Annotated in this window: 17 protein-coding genes; 8 read left to right on the forward strand and 9 right to left on the reverse strand. The window is 70.6% G+C overall.

Features of this window, described 5'->3' with window-relative positions; genetic code table 11:
• Window positions 1-54: 54 nt before the first annotated feature.
• Together BU197_RS02605 and BU197_RS30180 are read right to left on the reverse strand one after the other, a co-directional pair.
• Window positions 55-2100, reverse strand: coding sequence for a trypsin-like peptidase domain-containing protein (locus BU197_RS02605; protein WP_188266517.1), 2046 nt, complete (start codon window positions 2098-2100; stop codon window positions 55-57).
• Complete coding sequence (locus tag BU197_RS30180) at window positions 2097-2711, reverse strand: CU044_2847 family protein (protein WP_317453375.1); 615 nt, start codon at window positions 2709-2711, stop codon at window positions 2097-2099. Before BU197_RS30180 ends, BU197_RS02605 begins: the two co-directional genes overlap by 4 nt.
• 94 nt (window positions 2712-2805) lie before the next feature.
• On the opposite strand from BU197_RS30180, the gene BU197_RS02610 reads away from it, so the two are divergent.
• Window positions 2806-2991 carry a DUF6104 family protein gene (locus BU197_RS02610; protein ID WP_018102711.1) on the forward strand — a complete coding sequence of 62 codons (186 nt, stop codon included), beginning with the start codon at window positions 2806-2808 and terminating at the stop codon, window positions 2989-2991.
• Window positions 2992-3402: 411 nt separating this feature from the next.
• Here BU197_RS02610 and BU197_RS02615 read toward each other — a convergent pair whose 3' ends face one another.
• Entirely contained in the window at window positions 3403-4218 is an 816-nt protein-coding gene (locus BU197_RS02615) for a hypothetical protein (RefSeq protein ID WP_188266518.1), read from the reverse strand.
• Between the two features lie 152 nt (window positions 4219-4370).
• Here BU197_RS02615 and BU197_RS02620 point away from each other — a divergent pair, with 152 nt between their 5' ends.
• Window positions 4371-5240, forward strand: coding sequence for a DUF4097 family beta strand repeat-containing protein (locus BU197_RS02620; RefSeq protein WP_188266519.1), 870 nt, complete (start codon window positions 4371-4373; stop codon window positions 5238-5240).
• Between the two features lies 1 nt (window position 5241).
• On the forward strand, window positions 5242-6141 hold the full coding sequence (locus tag BU197_RS02625) for a helix-turn-helix transcriptional regulator (protein WP_188266520.1): 900 nt from the start codon (window positions 5242-5244) through the stop codon (window positions 6139-6141).
• 15 nt (window positions 6142-6156) lie between these two features.
• On the opposite strand, the gene BU197_RS02630 is transcribed toward BU197_RS02625, so the two are convergent.
• The 3 genes from BU197_RS02630 to BU197_RS02640 all read right to left on the reverse strand — a co-directional run bounded on the left by BU197_RS02630 (window position 6157) and on the right by BU197_RS02640 (window position 10208).
• Window positions 6157-7560 (reverse strand): cellulase family glycosylhydrolase, encoded by a 1404-nt coding sequence (locus BU197_RS02630; protein ID WP_188266521.1) that lies wholly within the window; start codon window positions 7558-7560, stop codon window positions 6157-6159.
• Window positions 7561-7639: 79 nt separating this feature from the next.
• Window positions 7640-8605 carry a zinc-binding dehydrogenase gene (locus BU197_RS02635; RefSeq protein WP_188266522.1) on the reverse strand — a complete coding sequence of 322 codons (966 nt, stop codon included), beginning with the start codon at window positions 8603-8605 and terminating at the stop codon, window positions 7640-7642.
• A gap of 391 nt (window positions 8606-8996) precedes the next feature.
• Window positions 8997-10208 carry an NADP-dependent malic enzyme gene (locus BU197_RS02640; protein WP_188266523.1) on the reverse strand — a complete coding sequence of 404 codons (1212 nt, stop codon included), beginning with the start codon at window positions 10206-10208 and terminating at the stop codon, window positions 8997-8999.
• Window positions 10209-10745: 537 nt separating this feature from the next.
• Here BU197_RS02640 and BU197_RS02645 point away from each other — a divergent pair.
• Genes BU197_RS02645 through BU197_RS02655 form a run of 3 tightly spaced genes read left to right on the forward strand, consistent with a single transcriptional unit; the run spans window position 10746 to window position 13454 of the window.
• Complete coding sequence (locus BU197_RS02645) at window positions 10746-11711, forward strand: ABC transporter substrate-binding protein (protein WP_188266524.1); 966 nt, start codon at window positions 10746-10748, stop codon at window positions 11709-11711.
• 31 nt (window positions 11712-11742) lie between these two features.
• Window positions 11743-12690 carry an amino acid ABC transporter permease gene (locus BU197_RS02650; protein WP_188266525.1) on the forward strand — a complete coding sequence of 316 codons (948 nt, stop codon included), beginning with the start codon at window positions 11743-11745 and terminating at the stop codon, window positions 12688-12690.
• Window positions 12687-13454, forward strand: a complete 768-nt coding sequence (locus BU197_RS02655) for an amino acid ABC transporter ATP-binding protein (RefSeq protein ID WP_317452175.1) — start codon at window positions 12687-12689, stop codon at window positions 13452-13454. Before BU197_RS02650 ends, BU197_RS02655 begins: the two co-directional genes overlap by 4 nt.
• Window positions 13455-13684: 230 nt before the next feature.
• On the opposite strand, the gene BU197_RS02660 is transcribed toward BU197_RS02655, so the two are convergent.
• Entirely contained in the window at window positions 13685-14452 is a 768-nt protein-coding gene (locus BU197_RS02660) for a class I SAM-dependent methyltransferase (RefSeq protein ID WP_188266526.1), read from the reverse strand.
• Between the two features lie 77 nt (window positions 14453-14529).
• On the opposite strand from BU197_RS02660, the gene BU197_RS02665 reads away from it, so the two are divergent.
• Entirely contained in the window at window positions 14530-15168 is a 639-nt protein-coding gene (locus BU197_RS02665) for a CGNR zinc finger domain-containing protein (protein ID WP_188266527.1), read from the forward strand.
• On the opposite strand, the gene sodX is transcribed toward BU197_RS02665, so the two are convergent.
• Complete coding sequence (gene sodX, locus BU197_RS02670) at window positions 15063-15518, reverse strand: nickel-type superoxide dismutase maturation protease (RefSeq protein ID WP_188266528.1); 456 nt, start codon at window positions 15516-15518, stop codon at window positions 15063-15065. The two genes, BU197_RS02665 and sodX, sit on opposite strands and share 106 nt — an antisense overlap.
• Before the next feature lie 268 nt (window positions 15519-15786).
• Here sodX and sodN point away from each other — a divergent pair, with 268 nt between their 5' ends.
• Window positions 15787-16182 (forward strand): superoxide dismutase, Ni, encoded by a 396-nt coding sequence (sodN, locus tag BU197_RS02675; RefSeq protein ID WP_041131199.1) that lies wholly within the window; start codon window positions 15787-15789, stop codon window positions 16180-16182.
• 134 nt (window positions 16183-16316) lie between these two features.
• Here the strand turns inward: sodN and BU197_RS31195 are convergent, their stop codons facing one another.
• Window positions 16317-17681: a LysM peptidoglycan-binding domain-containing protein gene (locus tag BU197_RS31195; RefSeq protein WP_188266529.1), complete on the reverse strand. Its 1365-nt coding sequence runs from the start codon at window positions 17679-17681 to the stop codon at window positions 16317-16319.
• Between the last annotated feature and the right edge of the window lie 388 nt (window positions 17682-18069).

Genomic DNA, 18069 nt, shown 5'->3' on the forward strand with positions numbered 1-18069 from the left:
GCCGATGGTCCTTCCGGGTGGATCGGGGGCACCCGGTCCCGGTGGCCGCTCCCGTCACTGCTCCCCCTCGCCGAGCAGGGGCGGGGGCTCCAGACGGCCTCCGGAGGGCGGCCGGTCGGGCGGGTCGAGCAGGATGGCGATGCCCTCCGCCCAGGCGTACGCGGCGCGTGCCTCGGGGCCGGCCGCCGGGTCGGTCGCCCGGGTGCGCAGGGAGCGCACAGGACCGCGTACGCCCCAGGCGGTGACGGCGTCCGCGAGCAGCCGGTCGGCGCGCTCGTGGAACTCCGCGCAGTCCTCGTGGCCGTGGGCGCCGGTACGCCAGATCGCCAGCGGATGACCGGCCGTCAGGGCCGCGTTCATCGCCGCCATCCCGTCGCCGCTGCCGACCGGACCGCAGTAGACGGGCACGGTGCCGCCTTCCGCGTCCCTGAGCCTGTCGTACGCCTCCGCCCAGGTTTCCCGGCGTACGCGCGCGTGGTGCCCGTCCGGGGCCGCGCCGGGGACCTCGGCGCGCAGCGGGGCGGCGCGCAGCGGGCCGAGTTCCCCCGCCTCCCAGCGTTCGCGCCATTCGGGGGCGGGTTCCGCGGCGTGTCTGCGGGCGTCCCGGATGACGACGATCCGGCGCTGGCCGAGTGTCGTCGCCCAGGCGTCGTCGGGGCCCTGGGGCGGTTCGAGGCGCCAGGTGTCGAGGGGTTCGTCGAAGAGTTCGCGGGGCAGGACCGCCTCCACGGCGGCCAGATGGGGGCCGCTGTCGCCGCGCCGCAGGGCGTCCGCGAGCGGCTCGCGCAGGGTCTCCTTGAGCCGGGCGCGCTCGACGCCCCGGTCGTCGAAGTGGAGCGGGGTGACGGTCTGCCCGTCGAGCAGGAGCTTGACCCGCCACGGGTAACGGCGGTCGTAGCGGGGGGTGTCGATCTCCAGGAGGACGTCGGCACGCGCGCGTGGTTCGCGTACGGACAGCGGGGCGGGCCGTCCGGGGCTGAGGAGCCGGTCGATCTCGCGGCGCAGAAACCGGTCGGCGTCGCCGGACGCGTCGATGATCCAGCGGGTGAGCCCCGCCGTGTCGGCCCGGGGGCCGTACCTGCGGCCGACGTGCCGGACGACATGGGCCGCGTACAGGAGCGCCGCGTCCGCTTCGAGGTCGACGCCGCCGTCCCGGTGCGCGGCGCGCAGTCCGCGCAGGAGTCCCGCGCCCTCGCTCCAGGTGCGCGGGTCCTGCTCCAGGGCGTCGGGCAGGTCGTCGTCCCTGATCCAGGCCTTGACCTGGTCGAGGAGGTCGAGGATCTCGCCGGGCGCGGTGGGCGGCGGCAGTTCGGCGAAGTGGCCGTGGAGCTGAGTGCCCATGCCGGGGCTGAGGCCCGGTGCCGGGGGCAACAGGCGCTGGGCGCGGGTCCAGTCGGGCCGGTCGTCCAGCGAGCGGTAGCGGACGAGGTGGTGGCGGTCGTGGGCGCGCAGCGCCTCGCCCATGGCCTCGCCGCCCGGCAGGTCGTGCAGCGCGCGCAGGGCGGTGACGGGGACGACGGCGCCGCCGTCACGGCTCCGGCCCTTGTTGAGTCCGACGACGGCGACCTGCCGGTGGTCGACGACGGGGCCGCCGGAGCAGCCTTCGACGGGCATGACCCAGTCGGTGAGGAGGGCTTTGCCGTCGCTGCCGTTCAGGGTGCCGTGGACGTGCCGTACACCGAGTTCGCCGGTCTCGCGGGACCAGCCGTGCAGTCCGACGGGGGTGGGCAGCACGGGCGGGCGGTAGCCGAGGCGCACACAGGAGGCCTTCTGCGTGCCGGGCACCCGGATGAGCGCGAGATCGGGGAAGGGCCACGGGTCCGGCGGGTCGTCGGGGCGGGCGGGGCGCGGCAGCGCGAGGACGACGGTGCCGACGGTCTCCCGGGAGGTCTTGCCGTCCTCCCAGGTGATGCCGACCGCCGGCTCACTCCTCCACACCGCGCTTCCCCCCTCGGCCACGACATGGGCGCAGGTCAGCACCCAGCCGGGGGCGATGAAGAAGCCGGTGCCCCAGAACCGGTCGCCGCCGGGGTCATACCCGCCGCCGGGAGCGGCGATGCGTACGAGCGCGGGGCGCACGAGGGCGTCGTAGGCGCTCATACGGCGCCATCGGCCGCCGGTGCGCCTTCGGGGGCTCTCCCCTCCGCCCCGGAGGACGCGGGCACGCGGGGCGCGGGTGGGGCGGGCGGGGCGGGCGGCGGCGCGGGGGCGGGGAGTGGGGGTGAGGTCGGGGCGGGTGGTACGGGCGGTACGGGTGGGGGCGGCGGTGACTGGGCCCGGGTCGGGTCGCTGGCGGGAGCCGGAGCGGGTGGCGCCGGAGCGGACGAGGTCGGGGCTGGTGAGGTTGGGCCGGATGCGGTCGGGCCGGGTGGGACCGTCTCCCGGCCCGTTTCGGTCCAGGTCAAGGAGACGTTGACGGAGGCGGTGCCGGAGCCGTCGGCGAGGACCCCGATGACCTTGCCCGACTGCGCCGACAGTTCGATACCGAAACTGACGGCGACCTCCACCGGCCCCCGGGGCTCAAGCCCGGCGCGCAGCGAGCCGACCACCCCGCGCACCACGTCCGTGAGGCCACCGGTCATCGACACCACGCGGTCCCTGATCCCGGTGTCCCGGAACCCGCCGCCTCCGCCGAGTTCCTGCACATCCCTGATCCGGGCCCACACGGGCGTGCCGTCGTCCAGCCGAATCCGAGCGATCCCATCCGTCACAGCGGCCCCCGCTCCCCGAAACGATGATGGGGAAGGCTAGTGGGTGGGACCGACAGGCGACAGGGGACGTGAGGGGTACGCCTATCCTGAACGCATGTACTTCACCGACCGTGGCATCGAGGAACTGGAGAAGCGGCGCGGCGAGGAGGAGGTCACTTTCGAGTGGCTCGCCGAGCAGCTGCGGACCTTCGTCGACCTCAACCCCGACTTCGAGGTGCCGGTCGAGCGCCTCGCCACCTGGCTGGCCCGTCTGGACGACGACGAGGACGAGGACGAGTAGGAAGCGGCGAACGGGTGGCCGGGTGAACGGGCCGGTGACCGGGTAAGCGGCGGGCCGGTGACGGGAGAACAGCGGACCGGTGACCGGGAAAGGCGCCCGGCCAGCGCTCACCTGCCGACCGTCTCCCCGGGACCTGGGTACGCGTGCGGGGGGCTTGACGCCCGGGTGCCTGTCCGTGCAAGGCCTTCCGTGGCCTGGGCACGCGCGCGAGGGGACGGTGCCGCTTACGGACAGGACCCTTGCCCGCATCAAGGCCTGGGTAGGCGCGCGAAGGAGCCGTGAAGCGGCCCCTCCACTCCCCCCGCACGAGAGACCTCCGTACGCACGCGCGAGGAGGGTGATTTCGGCCCCTCGTTGACGCCTGGCGTGAATCGGCCAATCGCGCCGCACGCGCGGGAGGGTCCCGCCCCGTCAGCCCGCCCGCAGCCGGTCGTAGAGCAGACCGAGCGTGCCGTGCGCGACGAGCAGCGCCCCCGCCGTCGTCCAGCCGCCGCTGCGTCGGCCGATGCCCCAGAACATCAGCGGCACCCCCGCCGCGAGCTGCGCACCGGCGAGCACGCGTGCGCGGGGACCCCGTAGATACGGGCCGAGCGGGCCCTCCTCCACCACGTCGAGTTCGGCGCGCACGGCATCGCGCCAGCCGGGCCATTCGAGCTGTTCCGCGCCCTCGGCGAGGGCCACGGAGCGGAGCCGGTCGGCGTTCTCGCCGGGGAGCAGCCCGGTGGGCAGGGCGAGCCCGGTGCGCCCGAGGACGGCGACGACGCCGAGGAGCCTGCTGGCGGCGTCCGCCTCCGGGTCGGGCCCGGTGAGCGACTCCAGGTCCTGGACGTCCAGGACGGGATCGAGGGCGAGCCGCCCGGCGAAGGTGTGCATGGCCTCGTCCTCGCCGACGGGGGTGCCGTCCGCGAGCCAGGTGTAGCCGACGGTCCGGCGGAAGCCTGAGGCGAGGGTGAGCCCGGCCCGGTCGCGGTCCCACCAGAGCGCGACGACCGGCCAGCTGGCGGCCGAGACGGCGAGGGCGGTGGCCCAGCCGGTGACGACCTGTTCGACGGACTCGCCGCCCTGGAGCCAGGGCTTTCCCTCCGGTACGAGCACGCTCCAGCCGTCACCCGCGGGGGCGAGGAGCAGTCGTTCGCGGAGCAGCTGGGCCGGTGGGCGGACCGTCGGGAGGTCGGCACGGCAGAGCAGCAGCGCCCCGGCGGGGCTCGGTCCGGTTGTCGCGTTCATGAGCCCTACGCTAGCCAGTTTGTCCGTGTACGGCACCGATCGCCCCCCCCACCCTGTCAGGGAAGAGTCAGGGTTGACTTCACTTGGCCGCGATATATCGTGTTCAGCAGGAGACGCGATATGTTGCGTTGTCGAAACGGGAGGTCAGCACCATGACAGAGTGGTCCGTCACCGAGCCGACGAAGCTGGCCCCGGCCGAGCCCGTGACCCGGCTGCGGGTCCGCGTCGTGAACGGCGCGGTGAACGTGGTGGGGACGGAGGAAAGTTCCGCCCGGGTGGAGATCAGCGAGATCGAAGGCCCGCCGCTGATCGTGTCGCAGGAGGGCTCCACGCTGACCGTGGGCTATGAGGACCTCCAGTGGAAGAGCATCCTGAAGTGGCTCGACCACAAGGAGTTCCGCCGTCGCGTCGTGGTCTCCGTCGCCGTCCCCGCCGGAACCGACGTCGAGGTGGGCGTGGTCGGCGCCGAGGCCGTGGTGACCGGCATCAGAGGGCGGACGGAGGTCCGGGGTGTCACCGGGGACACCACGCTCCTCGGGCTCTCCGGTCCGGTCCGCGCCGAGAGCGTCTCGGGCAGCCTGGAGGCCCAGTCGGTCACGGGCGCCCTGCGGGTGAACTCGGTGACCGGGGACGTCACGGTGATCGAGGGCTCGGGCGCCTCCGTGAAGGCCGAGACGGTCAGCGGCGACATGGTCATCGACCTCGACCCGGCCGACCTCGACGGGCCGCCGGCGGACATCCGGCTCGCGAGCGTCTCCGGCGAGGTCGCCATCCGGCTCCCGCACCCGGCCGACGCCCGGGTGGAGGCGAGCACCACCAGCGGCTCCGTGTCGACCGCCTTCGAGGATCTGCGGGTGGGCGGCCAATGGGGCACCAAGTCCGTCACCGGCACCCTCGGCTCCGGCCGGGGCACGCTCAAGGCCACCACCGTCTCCGGTTCCATCGCCCTGCTCCGCCGCCCCGAGCCGGACGGGGACACCGGCTCCGCTCCCTCCCCCTCCGCGTCCGGAAAGGTGCTCTGACATGCCGCCCGTCTTCGCGCACGGCCGCCTGCGTCTGTATCTGCTCAAACTGCTCGACGAGGCCCCCCGCCATGGGTACGAGGTGATCCGCCTCCTGGAGGAGCGCTTCCAGGGGCTGTACGCACCCTCGGCGGGCACGGTCTACCCGAGACTCGCCAAGCTGGAGGCCGAGGGCCTCGTCACCCACGCCAGCGAGGGCGGCCGGAAGGTCTACTCGATCACGGAAGCGGGCCGCGCCGAGCTGGCCGGGCGCGGCGGCGAGCTGGACGACCTGGAGCGGGAGATCCGCGAGTCGGTGTCGGAGCTGGCGGCGGAGATGCGCGATGACGTGCGCGGCGCCGCCGGCCGGCTCCGCAGCGAGATGCGCGCGGCGGCGGGCCAGGCCCGTACGACGGAGTCCTCCTCGTTCGCCGACGCCAAGGAGGATCTGCGCCGGGTCGGTCAGGAGTGGAAGGAGCAGGCCCGGCAGGCCCGCGCCGAGGCCAAGTCGGCCCGCCGCCAGGCGAAGGAGTTCCAGCGGATCGCCCAGCAGGTGCAGGAGGAGGTCCAGGACCGCTTCTCGCGGGGCGACTGGCCGAAGGGCGTGTGGGAGGGCATCTCCGACATCACGTCCCAGCTCGGCGGACTGGTGTCGGGCACGGCGGGCCCGAAGGCGGGCGCCAAGGAGGCGACGTACACCCCGGCGCCGCCCGGCGACGCCCCCGAGTGGGCCCGGGACACGGAGGGCACGGGCGATCCGGCCCGTGATCTGGACCGGCTCCTCGACCGGTTCCGTGACGAGATCAGGGACGCGGCCCGTGACCACGGGGTGAGCGAGGAGCAGTTGGCCGAGACCCGCGACCGCCTGTCGGCGGCGGCGGTCGGGATCACGGGCCTGCTGCGGTCCCGGCGAAGAGCGTAGGAGGCGGGGCGGGGTTCAGCCCCGGGTGACCGAGACGGTCACCCGGGCCCCGGGAGCGGCCAGGACCCGGGCCTTGCCCGGGGACGTGCGCAGGACGAGCGCCCCGCCCCGGGCCGTCACCCGCCAGTCGCCGGGCGGCAGCGACAGCTCGGTGACCCGGGGACCGCGCCGTCCGGAGTCGTAGGCGAGGCGGTAGACGCCGGTCGCCGGGTCGTAGGCGGCGGAGCGGACCGTGCCCGCGACGGCCTCCGCGTACGGCTCGGCGGTCAGCTCCTTGTTCGTACGGAAGGTGCCGGTGTCGTCGACCGCGCAGTAGCCGCCGCCGTAGCACCACACGTAGCCGGCCCAGCCGGAGCTGTAGCGGCCGAGGGAGGCCATGGCCTCGCGGTAGAAGCGGTTCATGCGCGGAAGGGAGTTGTTGAGCGGGCCCCACTCCCCCACCACCACGGGGACCTTGAACTGCTTGGGGTAGAGGGTGACCGCCTGTTCGTAGTTCTCGATCCAGCCCGCCGCCGGGTCGTAGTCGGCGCCCGCCTCCATGCCGGTGTTGTAGAAGTGCGGCGCGTAGACGACCTTCGGGTCGTCGATCCGCCCGAGTCCGGTGGGCACGCCCTCGCCCACGATCGGGGTGGGTTCGACGAAGACCCAGGTGGACCGGTCGACCGAACGGATGGCGTCGGCGAGCCGGTTGTACAGCGGGGTGAGCTGGTCGCGTTCGATGCGCCGGGCGGCCGTCGCGAGGTCCTCGTCCTCCCGGAGTTCGCCCATCGGCTCGTTGATCAGGTCGTAGCCGAGGACGGCCGGGTGGTCCCCGAAGCGGTCGGCGAGCACGCGCCACATCCGGGCTTGGGCGCGCCGCAGGTCCTCGTCCTCGTAGAGGTGGGTGAAGGCCCGTTGGACGGCGGGCTGGAAGTACTCGGCGAACCAGTCGTCCGGGTCGGGCGTGAAGGGCAGCCCGTCGGTCCTGGTCGCCCAGACGGGCACGCCCCGATGGCCGAACGCGGTTCCGAAGACGTCCTGGTGAGCGTCGATGAGGACCTTGACGTCGTATTTCTCGGCCCAGTCGAGGATGCGTCCGATCTTCTTCAGATAGCTCTGGCTGTACTGGCCGGGACGGGGCTCCAGATCGTCCCAGAAGACGAGGAGGCGAGCGAAGTTGAAGCCCTTGGCCCGCATGTCGCGGAAGTGGCGCTCGGTGATCGCGGAGAGCGCGGCGTCCCCCCGGTGGGCCTTGTCCTCGATGTTCCAGCCGCGCAGGGTGAGGGTGCGGCCCCGCGCGTCGGTGAGGGCGGGGATGGTGGCGCCGCCCGGGGTGGCCGTACCGCCGGGACCGTCCGTGCCTGCCGTCCCGGCGTGGGCGGCCGTCGGTACGAGCAGTGCGGCGACGACGGTGGTCGCGGCAAGAGTGGTTCGCAGCAAGGAAGACCTCCGGCACAAGGATGTGAGCGATGTTCACCTTTCGCGTGCCGGAGATCCCATCAGCTGTACTGACGTGTCATCAAGAGGTCGTCAGCACGATCTTTCCGAAGAGTTCGCCGGAGGCCATCCGTGCGAAGCCCTCCCGCGCCCGGTCCAGCGGCAGGACCTCGTCGACGACGGGGCGGACGCCGGTGGCAGCGCAGAAGGACAGCAGGTCCTCCAGCTCGTCCTTGGACCCCATGGTCGAGCCCACGACCTTCAGTTCCAGGAAGAAGATCCGGGTCAGCTCGGCGTGCGGGGGCCGGTCGCCGCTGGTGGCGCCCGAGATGACGAGCGTGCCGCCGGGCCGCAGCGACTTGACCGAGTGCGACCAGGTCGCCGCGCCGACGGTCTCGATGACCGCGTCCACCCGGTGCGGGAGCCGGGCGCCGGGCTCGTACGCCTCGACGGCGCCGAGTTCCACGGCCCGCTTGCGCTTGGCCTCGTCGCGGCTGGTGGCGAAGACCCGCAGACCGGCCGCCTTGCCGAGGACGATGGCGGCGGTGGCGACCCCGCCGCCCGCGCCCTGCACGAGCACCGAATCGCCGGGCCGTACGCCCGCGTTGGTGAAGAGCATCCGGTACGCGGTCAGCCAGGCGGTGGGCAGACAGGCGGCCTGTTCGAAGGAGAGTTCCCTGGGCTTGGGCAGGACGTTCCAGCGGGGCACGGTCACCCGTTCGGCGAAGGTGCCTTGATAGCGCTCGGTGAGGATGGAACGGGGCTCGTCGGGTCCGACTCCATGACCCGTCTGGCCGATCACGGAGTGCAGGACGACCTCGTTGCCGTCCTCGTCGACGCCCGCGGCGTCGCAGCCGAGGATCATCGGCAGCTTCTCCTCGGACAGCCCGACCCCGCGCAGCGACCAGAGGTCGTGGTGGTTGAGCGAGGCGGCCTTGACGGTGACGGTGGTCCAGCCGGGCCGGGTCTCGGGCTCGGGGCGTTCGCCCAGTTCGAGGCCGTTCAGGGGCTGGTCGCGGTCGATTCTGGCGGCGTAGGCAGCGAACATGGCCCCGACCCTAGGGGCCCGTGGACGGGCAGGGAACCACACCCCGCTGTGACCCGTGTCGCCCGGCGCGCCGCCATTCCCCCACCCACGCGGACGGCCGGTCCGACACGCCCCCGCCGATACGACCCCCCGCCCATACGACCCACGTCGGCCCGACCCGCGTCGGCACGGACAGCAAGCCCGGCACGGCCCACACCCAGGCCCACGCCCACGCCCACGCCCACGCCCACGCCCAGGCGAACGCCCACACCCAGGCGCACGCGAGCGCGAACGCCCCCCACCCGCACGACCGACCGGCCCGGTACGCCGAAGGGCCCCGTTCCCCCTACGGAACGGAGCCCTCTGGCGTACGGATGCCGCGTCCGGCCGGACCGCGGCATCGGATGGCGCGTCAGCGGCGGGCGACGCCCTCCGCGCGGGCTGCGGCGGCGACCGCGGTGGCGACCGCCGGGGCGACCCGCTCGTCGAACGGCGACGGGATGACGCAGTCGGCGGCGAGCTGGTCGCCGACGACGTCCGCGATCGCGTTGGCCGCGGCGATCTTCATGCCCTCGGTGATCCGGGAGGCCCGGACCTGGAGCGCGCCGGCGAAGATGCCGGGGAACGCGAGGACGTTGTTGATCTGGTTCGGGTAGTCCGAACGACCGGTCGCCACCACCGCCGCGTACTTGTGCGCGACATCGGGGTGGACCTCGGGGGTCGGGTTGGCCATGGCGAACACGAAGGCGTTCGGGGCCATGGAGGCGACGGCCGCCTCCGGGACCGTACCGCCGGAGACGCCGATGAAGACGTCGGCACCGGCCAGCGCGGACTCCAGCGTGCCGCTGATGCCCGCCTTGTTCGTCAGATCGGCGATCTCGCGCTTGACGTCCGTGAGGTCCTCGCGGTCACGGCTCACGATGCCCTTGCGGTCGGCGACGGCCACGTCCCCGAGCCCGGCCTCCAGGAGGAACTTGGCGATGGCGACTCCGGCCGCACCGGCGCCGGAGATGACCGCGCGCAGGTCGCCGAGGGACCGGCCGGTCAGCTTCGCCGCGTTGCGCAGGGCGGCGAGGGTGACGATGGCCGTGCCGTGCTGGTCGTCGTGGAAGACGGGGATGTCGAGCCGCTCCTGGAGCCTGCGCTCGATCTCGAAGCACCGGGGTGCCGAGATGTCCTCCAGGTTGACGCCGCCGAAGGAGGGCGCGAGCCGGACGACGGTCTCGACGATCTCGTCGGTGTCGGTGGTGGCGAGGGCGATCGGGACCGCGTCCACGCCGCCGAACTGCTTGAAGAGGATGGCCTTCCCCTCCATGACCGGGAGGGAGGCCTCCGGGCCGATGTCGCCGAGGCCGAGCACGGCGGTGCCGTCGGTCACGACGGCGACGACCTGGGACTTCCAGGTGTAGTCGTGGACCAGCTCGGGCTGTTCCGCGATCGCGGTGCACACCTTGGCGACGCCGGGCGTGTACGCGAGGGACAGGTCGTCCTTGTCCCGGAGGGGGACGGTGGCCTGAATGGCCATCTTGCCGCCCCGGTGGAGGGCGAAGACAGGATCGAAGGGCTCCTCGGGAGCTCCTTCCGTACCACTGTCGTTGCGAGGATTGACGATCTCCGCTGCCATTGGGTTGACCCCTTAAGTCTTTTCATTTGAGGGTGGCCACTCCCGGTTGAGGAGGGGTGGGGAGGCACCGCGGCCGCCGTGTCTGGCAGTCGCGCGGGCGCGCCGCACAACGCGCCCTGAGCCCCGGATGAGGGGTGTAAGGATCCTTCTTACCGGACAGGGGGCACCGCAGACGAGTCCGTAACCGCTCGGTGATGTGACTCATACCCCCCTCATCCGGACGCGGATGGAGCACGACACGTCATGGAATGTCCGAACAGATGACCTCCGCCGCCGATTAGCGGCCTTCCGGTCGTCCGCATGGCGAGACCGGCAGTAAATCTTTCGGCAGGACAGGGGGTGTCCAGAAGAAGGTTCGGCCCCGAAACAAGGGGGCAACGACAATCGGCGGCCACCCGTTACCCGATTTTGACATCCGGAAGAGCTTGTTTAAGCCGGTCCAAATGGCAGGATGCCGTAATCACACGAGGTCACGACGTCCGAAGACGTGTTCGTGACCTGCCTGGCAACTCCCTCATACGCCGGAGGAACCCGATCATGCCCGCACGCATCGCGCGCTGTACGACCGCCAAGGCCCGCACGTCCCGTCTGGCCGCGGTCACCGCCCTCGCGGTCGCCGGCTCCGTCCTGCTGACCGCCTGTGGCGACCAGACCGACAGTGGTTCCACGGCCCCGACGAAGGGCGCGGGGCCCGCCTCCGCCAACTCCGCCCCGCTCTTCTCCAAGCTGCCCGCCGACATCCAGAAGGCCGGTGTCGTCAAGATCGGCACCGATGCCTCGTACGCGCCGATGGAGTTCACCGAGGACGGGAAGATCGTCGGCGTCGACATCGACATCGCCCAGGCGATGGCCAAGAAGCTGGGCATCAGGTTCGAGTTCGTCTCGGGCACCTTCGACGGTCTGATCACCTCCATCTACAGCGGTCGCCAGCAGCTGATCATGTCCTCGATGACGGACAACAAGAAGCGCCGCGAGGGTCTGGACGACGACGGCAAGAAGATCGGCACGGGCATCGACTTCGTCGACTACTTCAGCTCCGGCGTCTCCCTGCTGGTCAAGAAGGGCAACCCGGAGGGCATCAACTCGCTCGACGACCTCTGCGGCAAGACCGTGGCCGTCCAGCGCGGCACGATCTACGAGGACACCTTCAAGGCCCAGGCCGAGAAGTGCGGCGCGAACAAGCTGACGATCCAGGCGTTCGACACCAACGCCGAGGCCATGACCCGCGTCAAGGCAGGCGGCGCGGTGGCCGACCTGAACGACTACCCGGTCGCCGCGTACAGCGCGAAGACCTCCGGCGGCGGCAACGACTTCGAGGTCGTCGGCAACCAGAGCGACGTCGGTCTCTTCGGCATCGGCGTCTCCAAGAAGAACCCGCAGCTGCGCGACGCCCTCAAGGAAGCCCTCGACGCGACCATCAAGGACGGCTCGTACGCCGAGGTCCTGAAGAAGTGGAACGTCGAGGACAGCGCCGTCAAGTCGGCCACCGTCAACGCCGGATAGTGACCTACCGCTCCACTGAAGGGCAGTCGTCATGACTGACAAGATCAGCAAGGACCCGGTCGCCGCCCCGGCCGGTCCCGGCGCCCAGGGCGTCCCCTACCAGGCGATCAAGGCCATACCCGTGCGCCACTACGGACGCTGGGTCAGCGCCGTCGTGGTCGTCGTACTCCTCGCCTGGCTCGCCTACGCCTTCTCCCAGGGCAACATCATCTGGGACACGGTGTGGGACAAGCTGTTCGACGCCTCCATCCTCAGCGGACTGTGGAACACGGTGCTCATCAGCATCGCCTCCATGGCTCTGGGTCTCGTCCTCGGTGTCCTCTTCGCGGTGATGCGCCTGTCGAAGAACCCCGTGACGAGCGCGGTCTCCTGGCTCTACATCTGGTTCTTCCGCGGCACTCCGGTGTACGTGCAGCTGCTGGTGTGGTTCAACCTGTCGCTGATCTTCCAGTACATCGACCTGGGACCGATCTACAAGAACGAGACCGTGGACGTCATGATCCCGTTCATGGTGGCGCTGCTCGGCCTCGGCCTCAACGAGGGCGCCTACATGGCGGAGATCGTCCGCTCCGGCATCCAGTCGGTCGACGAGGGACAGACCGAGGCGGCGCACGCGCTCGGCATGTCCCAGACGAAGACCATGGCCCGGGTCGTCCTCCCGCAGGCCATGCGGGTGATCGTGCCGCCGACGGGCAACGAGTTCATCAACATGCTGAAGACCTCGTCCCTGGTCTCGGCCGTGCAGTACACCGAACTGCTGCGCGCCTCCTCGAACATCGGCAACACGGCCGGCGCCGTGATGGAGATGCTCTTCGTCGCCTCCATCTGGTACCTGACCCTGACCAGCGTGTTCAGCGTCGGCCAGTACTACCTGGAGCGCCACTTCGCCCGCGGTTCGACCCGTAACCTGCCGCCCACCCCATGGCAGCGCATCTCGGCGAACCTGACCACCTTCAAGCGATCGGCGGTGTCCGGATGACCGGCCAGCCCATGGTCAAGGCCGAAGGCGTCCACAAGTCCTACGGCTCGGCCCACATCCTCCGCGGCATCGACCTGGAGGTCCGCAACGGCGAGGTCTTCTGTCTGGTCGGGCCCTCCGGCTCCGGCAAGTCGACCTTCCTGCGCTGCATCAACCACCTGGAACGGATCGACGGCGGACGGCTCTCGGTCGAGGGCCGGCTGGTCGGCTACCGCCAGAAGGGCGACAAGCTCTACGAGTTGAAGGACCACGAGATCGCGGCCCAGCGCCGGGACATCGGCATGGTCTTCCAGCGCTTCAACCTCTTCCCCCACATGACGGCTCTGGAGAACGTCATGGAGGCACCCATCCAGGTGAAGGGCGAGCCCAAGGCGGTGGCGCGGGAGCGCGCCGAGCGCCTGCTCGACCGGGTGGGTCTGCGGGACAAGACGGGGAACTACCCCTCCCAGCTCTCCGGCGGCCAGCAGCAGCGTGTGGCCATCGCCCGCGCGCTGGCGATGGAGCCGAAGCTGATGCTCTTCGACGAGCCGACCTCGGCGCTCGACCCGGAACTCGTGGGTGACGTCCTCGACGTCATGCGGGACCTCGCCGAGTCGGGCATGACGATGATCGTCGTCACGCACGAGATGGGCTTCGCCCGCGAGGTCGGCGACTCGCTCGTCTTCATGGACGGCGGCGTGGTCGTCGAGTCGGGCCACCCGAGGGAGGTCCTGGGCAACCCCCAGCACGACCGGACGAAGGCGTTCCTGTCCAAGGTGCTTTAGATAGCGGCGGGTTCCAAACAGGCCCCGCGCGGGGCCTATGGATACCGGCGAGTTCCATAATCGCCCATCGCCCATCGCCCATCGCCCGTCACCCGTCGCCGGAACAGGCACCGGGGCATTCGGAAGGGGCGGTACGGGATCCCCGTACCGCCCCTTCCGTTTCCCGCACCTGCACGCCGTACGACGTATCCCGCACGCAGTGTTCCCGTACGCCGTGTCCCGTCCTCCGGCTACTTCACGGCGAGGACCATGGTGTCGGAGGGTGAGGCCCAGACGGTCCTGGCCTCGCCGAATCCGGCGGCGCGGAGGGTGTCGGCGTGCCAGCGCGCGGAGGGCACGTCGCCGTCGGCGTGCTCCCCGTAGATCTCGAAGCGGCGCGCGGTGAGCTCGGCGAGGGCCGGGTCCTTGGCGGCGAGGGCCCACCAGTCGGCCCAGTCCAGGGCTCCGGCGGCCCTGGCCCGGTCCATCACGGCGTGGCGCTGGGCGCGTTCGGCCGCGTTGATGCGGGGTGTGGTCTCGTCGACCATGTGGTCGGCGTTCATGAAGACGCCGCCGTCACGGACGAGCCCGGCGAGCTGCCCGTAGAGGGCGGTCAGCGGCTCGCTGTGGAGCCAGTGCAGGGCGGTGGCGGTGAGCACGGCGTCGTACGAGTCATGGGGCAGCCGCTTGACCCACTCGTGGTCCTTGAGGTCGGCGGTCACGAGGGTGACGCGCGGGTCGCCCGCGAAGTGCCCCTCGGCGATGGCGAGAAGGGCGGGGTCGAGATCGACACCGGTGCTGCTCGCCTTCGGGAACCTCCGGAGCAGCCGATCCGTGATACTTCCCGTACCGCAGGCGAGGTCGAGTACCCGGGGCTCCGGTCCCACCAGAGCCTCGACCATGTCGAGCATCACGCGGAACCGCTCTTCACGGTCCGGCATGTACCACTCCTGCTGACGGTCCCAGCTCTGCTGCCAGGCCGCCCAGTCGGTTCCGGTCACAGTCGTTCCTCCCCGCATTCGTAATACCCTCGAAGGGGTAACAGCCGTTACCCCTTCCCGGTCGAGACACTAGCCCGCCGAAGTAAGGACTACAAGTGGAACTGGCCCATTACTCGGATTTCGCCGTGCGTCTGGTCAACACCGAGGAACCGGCCCGCGGCAAGGACACCCTGACCTCCGTCGAGGTGCTCAGGGACCTGTTCGGCCCCGCCGCCCAGATGGCCCGGCGGGTCACCGAGGCGGACCTGCCCCGCTTCCGCTCGGTGCGCACCCGGCTGCGGGCGGTCTTCGCCGCGGCCGACGAGGGCGACCACACGGGGGCGGTGGACCTGCTGAACTCCCTGCTCCTCGAGTTCCCGGTCAGCCCGCAGATCTCCGGCCACGAGACGCTCGACGAGGAGGGCCGGCCCCGCTGGCACATGCACCTCGCCGACCACTCCTCGAACGCGACCACCGGATACGCGGCCATCTCGGCGATGGGCCTCGCCTTCCACCTCACCGAGTTCGGCCCGGACCGGTTCGGCCTGTGCCAGGCGGCGCCCTGCCGCAACGCCTATCTGGACACCTCCACCAACCGCTCCCGCCGCTACTGCTCGGACCGCTGCGCGACCCGCGCCAACGTGGCCGCCTACCGGGCCCGCAAACGCCTGGAGGCCGACCGCACCGAGCGGGACGACCCGACGGGCCTCAGCGCCGAGAACAGCCAGGAGAGCGTCACCCCCGGCGACCGCTGACGCCCCGGCGTCACCGGCCGGTACCGCGCCCGCACCCGCCCGAGGACCAGCTCGGGCGGTACGGCCCCGAAGACCCGGCTGTCCCCCTCGGCGTCCGGGTTGTCCCCCAGCACCCACCAGCCGCCGTCCCGCCGCTCGACCAGCCGCTTCACGATGAGCAGGTCCTGCTGGAGCGGATGACGCAGCACGGCCACGCAGCCGGGCCGCAGTCGGCCGCCGTAGTGTACGAACAGCCGGTCGCCGTGGAGCAGCGTGGGCACCATCGACACCCCCGTCACCTCGGCGACCCCGAACGGCGCCCCGGCCTCCGCCACCCGCTCCCGCACCGGCTCCCGCCCCGTTTCCCTCATCGGGCACCTCCCGTTCCACTCGTCCGCCGCCTCACGCCACGACCCGGACGCCGACCGACGTACCGCCGATCAGACGTACCGGCCCGTCCAACGTCAACCGGCGTACCGGCCGATCCGGCGACGACCGCCGCACCGACCAATTCACTCGTACACGAGTCCGATGATGACCCTGGACTTTTGACCTAAGCCCCAGGGGGCGCCCGCGAAAACACCCTTCTCACCGAGTAATGTCGCACCTGAGAAGACGATCACGAGGAAGGACGGCTCAATGCTCTCCCGCCTGTTTGCCCCCAAGGTCAAGGTCAGCGCCCACTGCGACCTCCCCTGCGGCGTGTACGACCCGGCCCAGGCCCGCATCGAGGCCGAGTCGGTCAAGGCTGTCCAGGAGAAGTACCTGGCCAACGAGGACCCGCACTTCCGCGCCCGCGCCACGGTCATCAAGGAGCAGCGCGCGGAGCTGGCCAAGCACCACGTCTCGGTGCTCTGGAGCGACTACTTCAAGGCCCCGCACTTCGAGAAGTACCCCGAGCTGAACCAGCTGGTCAACGACACCCTGAAGGCCCTCTCGGCCGCCAAGGCGTCGACGGACCCGAAGACGGGCGAGAAGGCGCTGGAGCTCATCGCCGAGATCGACCGCATTTTCTGGGAGACGAAGAAGGCCTGATCCAGGCCTCTGCCGCCCACTGCTCGATGCCAGGTCAGAGGGCGAATGAGAGCGGCCCGTCCGGTCATTCCGGGCGGGCCGCTCCTGTTTTCAAGATCCTTTGGGAGAGGAATGGGAGATGGGGCGGGAGAAGCTCACCCAGACCGGCGGTGCGCCCAGTTCTCACCCATCGCCTCGTCGCCCCCTTGGGACGCCTTCCACAGCTTCTGGAGCCCCTGAGCGATGGCAAGCTCCATCTCGCCCGACGTGTGCGAGTAGGTGCCCTCCACGCCCTTCAGCCTGTGCCCCATCCGCTCCTCGACCGCCACCCGCGGGTGGCCCTGCCCGTCGAGCCACACCTTGTGCCCGTGCCGGGTCCCGTGCGGAACCATGTCCTCGACTCCTGCGACGGCTGGCAGCGCCTTCTGCGCGGGTCGGCCGCGACGCTTCGGTTCCTCGTCCTGCCCATTGAGGAGCGGACGCCAGAAGCGGCCGTAGAACTGGTCGTCAACCCGGAGCGGTCGGCCACGCTGTGAGGGGAAGACCAGTGCGTGGTGAGTCTTCGCAGCCAGCTGCTCGGCCAGGAGGTCAGCGAGGAACGGCGGAAGGATCAGGGTTCGGTACGAGCTGTACTTCGGCGGTACGAGCGTGAACCCCTTGGGCAGGAGGATCTTGCGCTTGACACGGATGCGAGCGTCCACGTCGATCTCGTTCAGCTCTGCGATCTCCTCCGCGCGGGACGGGTCGGCGAGCCGGAGCCCGGCGATCGACTCGCATGTCTCCCCCTTCGCGACATCATGCTTGGCATGGGTCGACAGCCACTGGCCCTGCCACTGCACACGGAGGTGTCTGCCGTACTCCAGACCGAGCAGACGAAGCTGGTCACGGCGGAGTCCGGCGATCTCGCCCATGCGCATGCCGGTGTAGGCCATGGTCAGGATCATGACGGCCCACTGGTCGCCGCGGAGCGCGCGGGCGTTCTCGGCAGCGAGCAGGGCCTGCCTCGGCGTAGGCCAGACATAGGTGTCCTCGGCGTTGACGGGCGCATGCCGGCCGCGACGGCGCTTGGACTTGCTGGGCATGGGGTTGAAAGGGATGAGGCGTTCTTCGACGGCGTCGTCGAGGAGCATCCGCATCATGCCTTCGATGCCGTCGACGTAGTTCTTGCTGTACTCATCAGCGAGCTTGTTGCGCCAGGCCTTGTAGGCGGTGGCGGTGATGTCGCCAAGGGAAGTGTCTTTCCACTTGGGGAGAATCACGGCGTTGAGGCGGCTGAGGTAAGTTCGGTCGCTTGTCTCGGCGACGTCCATGACCTTGACCCACTCGGCAGCCCAGGACCCGAGGGTCTGCCGACCGTCCTTGGGGTTGACGAAGACCTTCCGCTGGACATCGGTCTCCTGCGCCCTGCCGTGATCGAGGGCATCTTGCTTCGTCTCGAAGCCGCTCTCGGAGTCGTACCGGCCGTCCGGAAGTTGATACCGGACTCGCCAGGTCTTGCCACGCTTCTCCGCGTACGCCACTGTGCCGCCCTCCTGGTGCGGACGGTGGCCGACAGGCACCCCTGACTGCCGATCACCTGTTCGTGACTGCTACACGGCCTGACGGAGCGGGCAACTCACCTGCTGGCACGCGTCACAGTCTTCTCCTTGACGCTTCATCAGTTCTCTCGCCTGCCGCCTGGCGGTCAAGTCCGTGTGAACCTTCGGCGTCGCTATGCACACGACTCTCTCGCCGACCCTGCCCGCCATGGCAATAAATCCCGGCCCAGGGTCGTACGCGATGAACTCGTGCATGGGCATGGGCCTCCCTTCGGTGCGATGGAACCCCAGAAGCTGCGAGCATCACACGCCAGAGCGTTCGAACGAAAGGCATATGCCACAAGATGAAATCGAACCCACCGTAACGATG

Origin of the sequence: Streptomyces sp. CBMA291, assembly GCF_014596525.1 — a bacterium.
Taxonomy (GTDB): domain Bacteria; phylum Actinomycetota; class Actinomycetes; order Streptomycetales; family Streptomycetaceae; genus Streptomyces.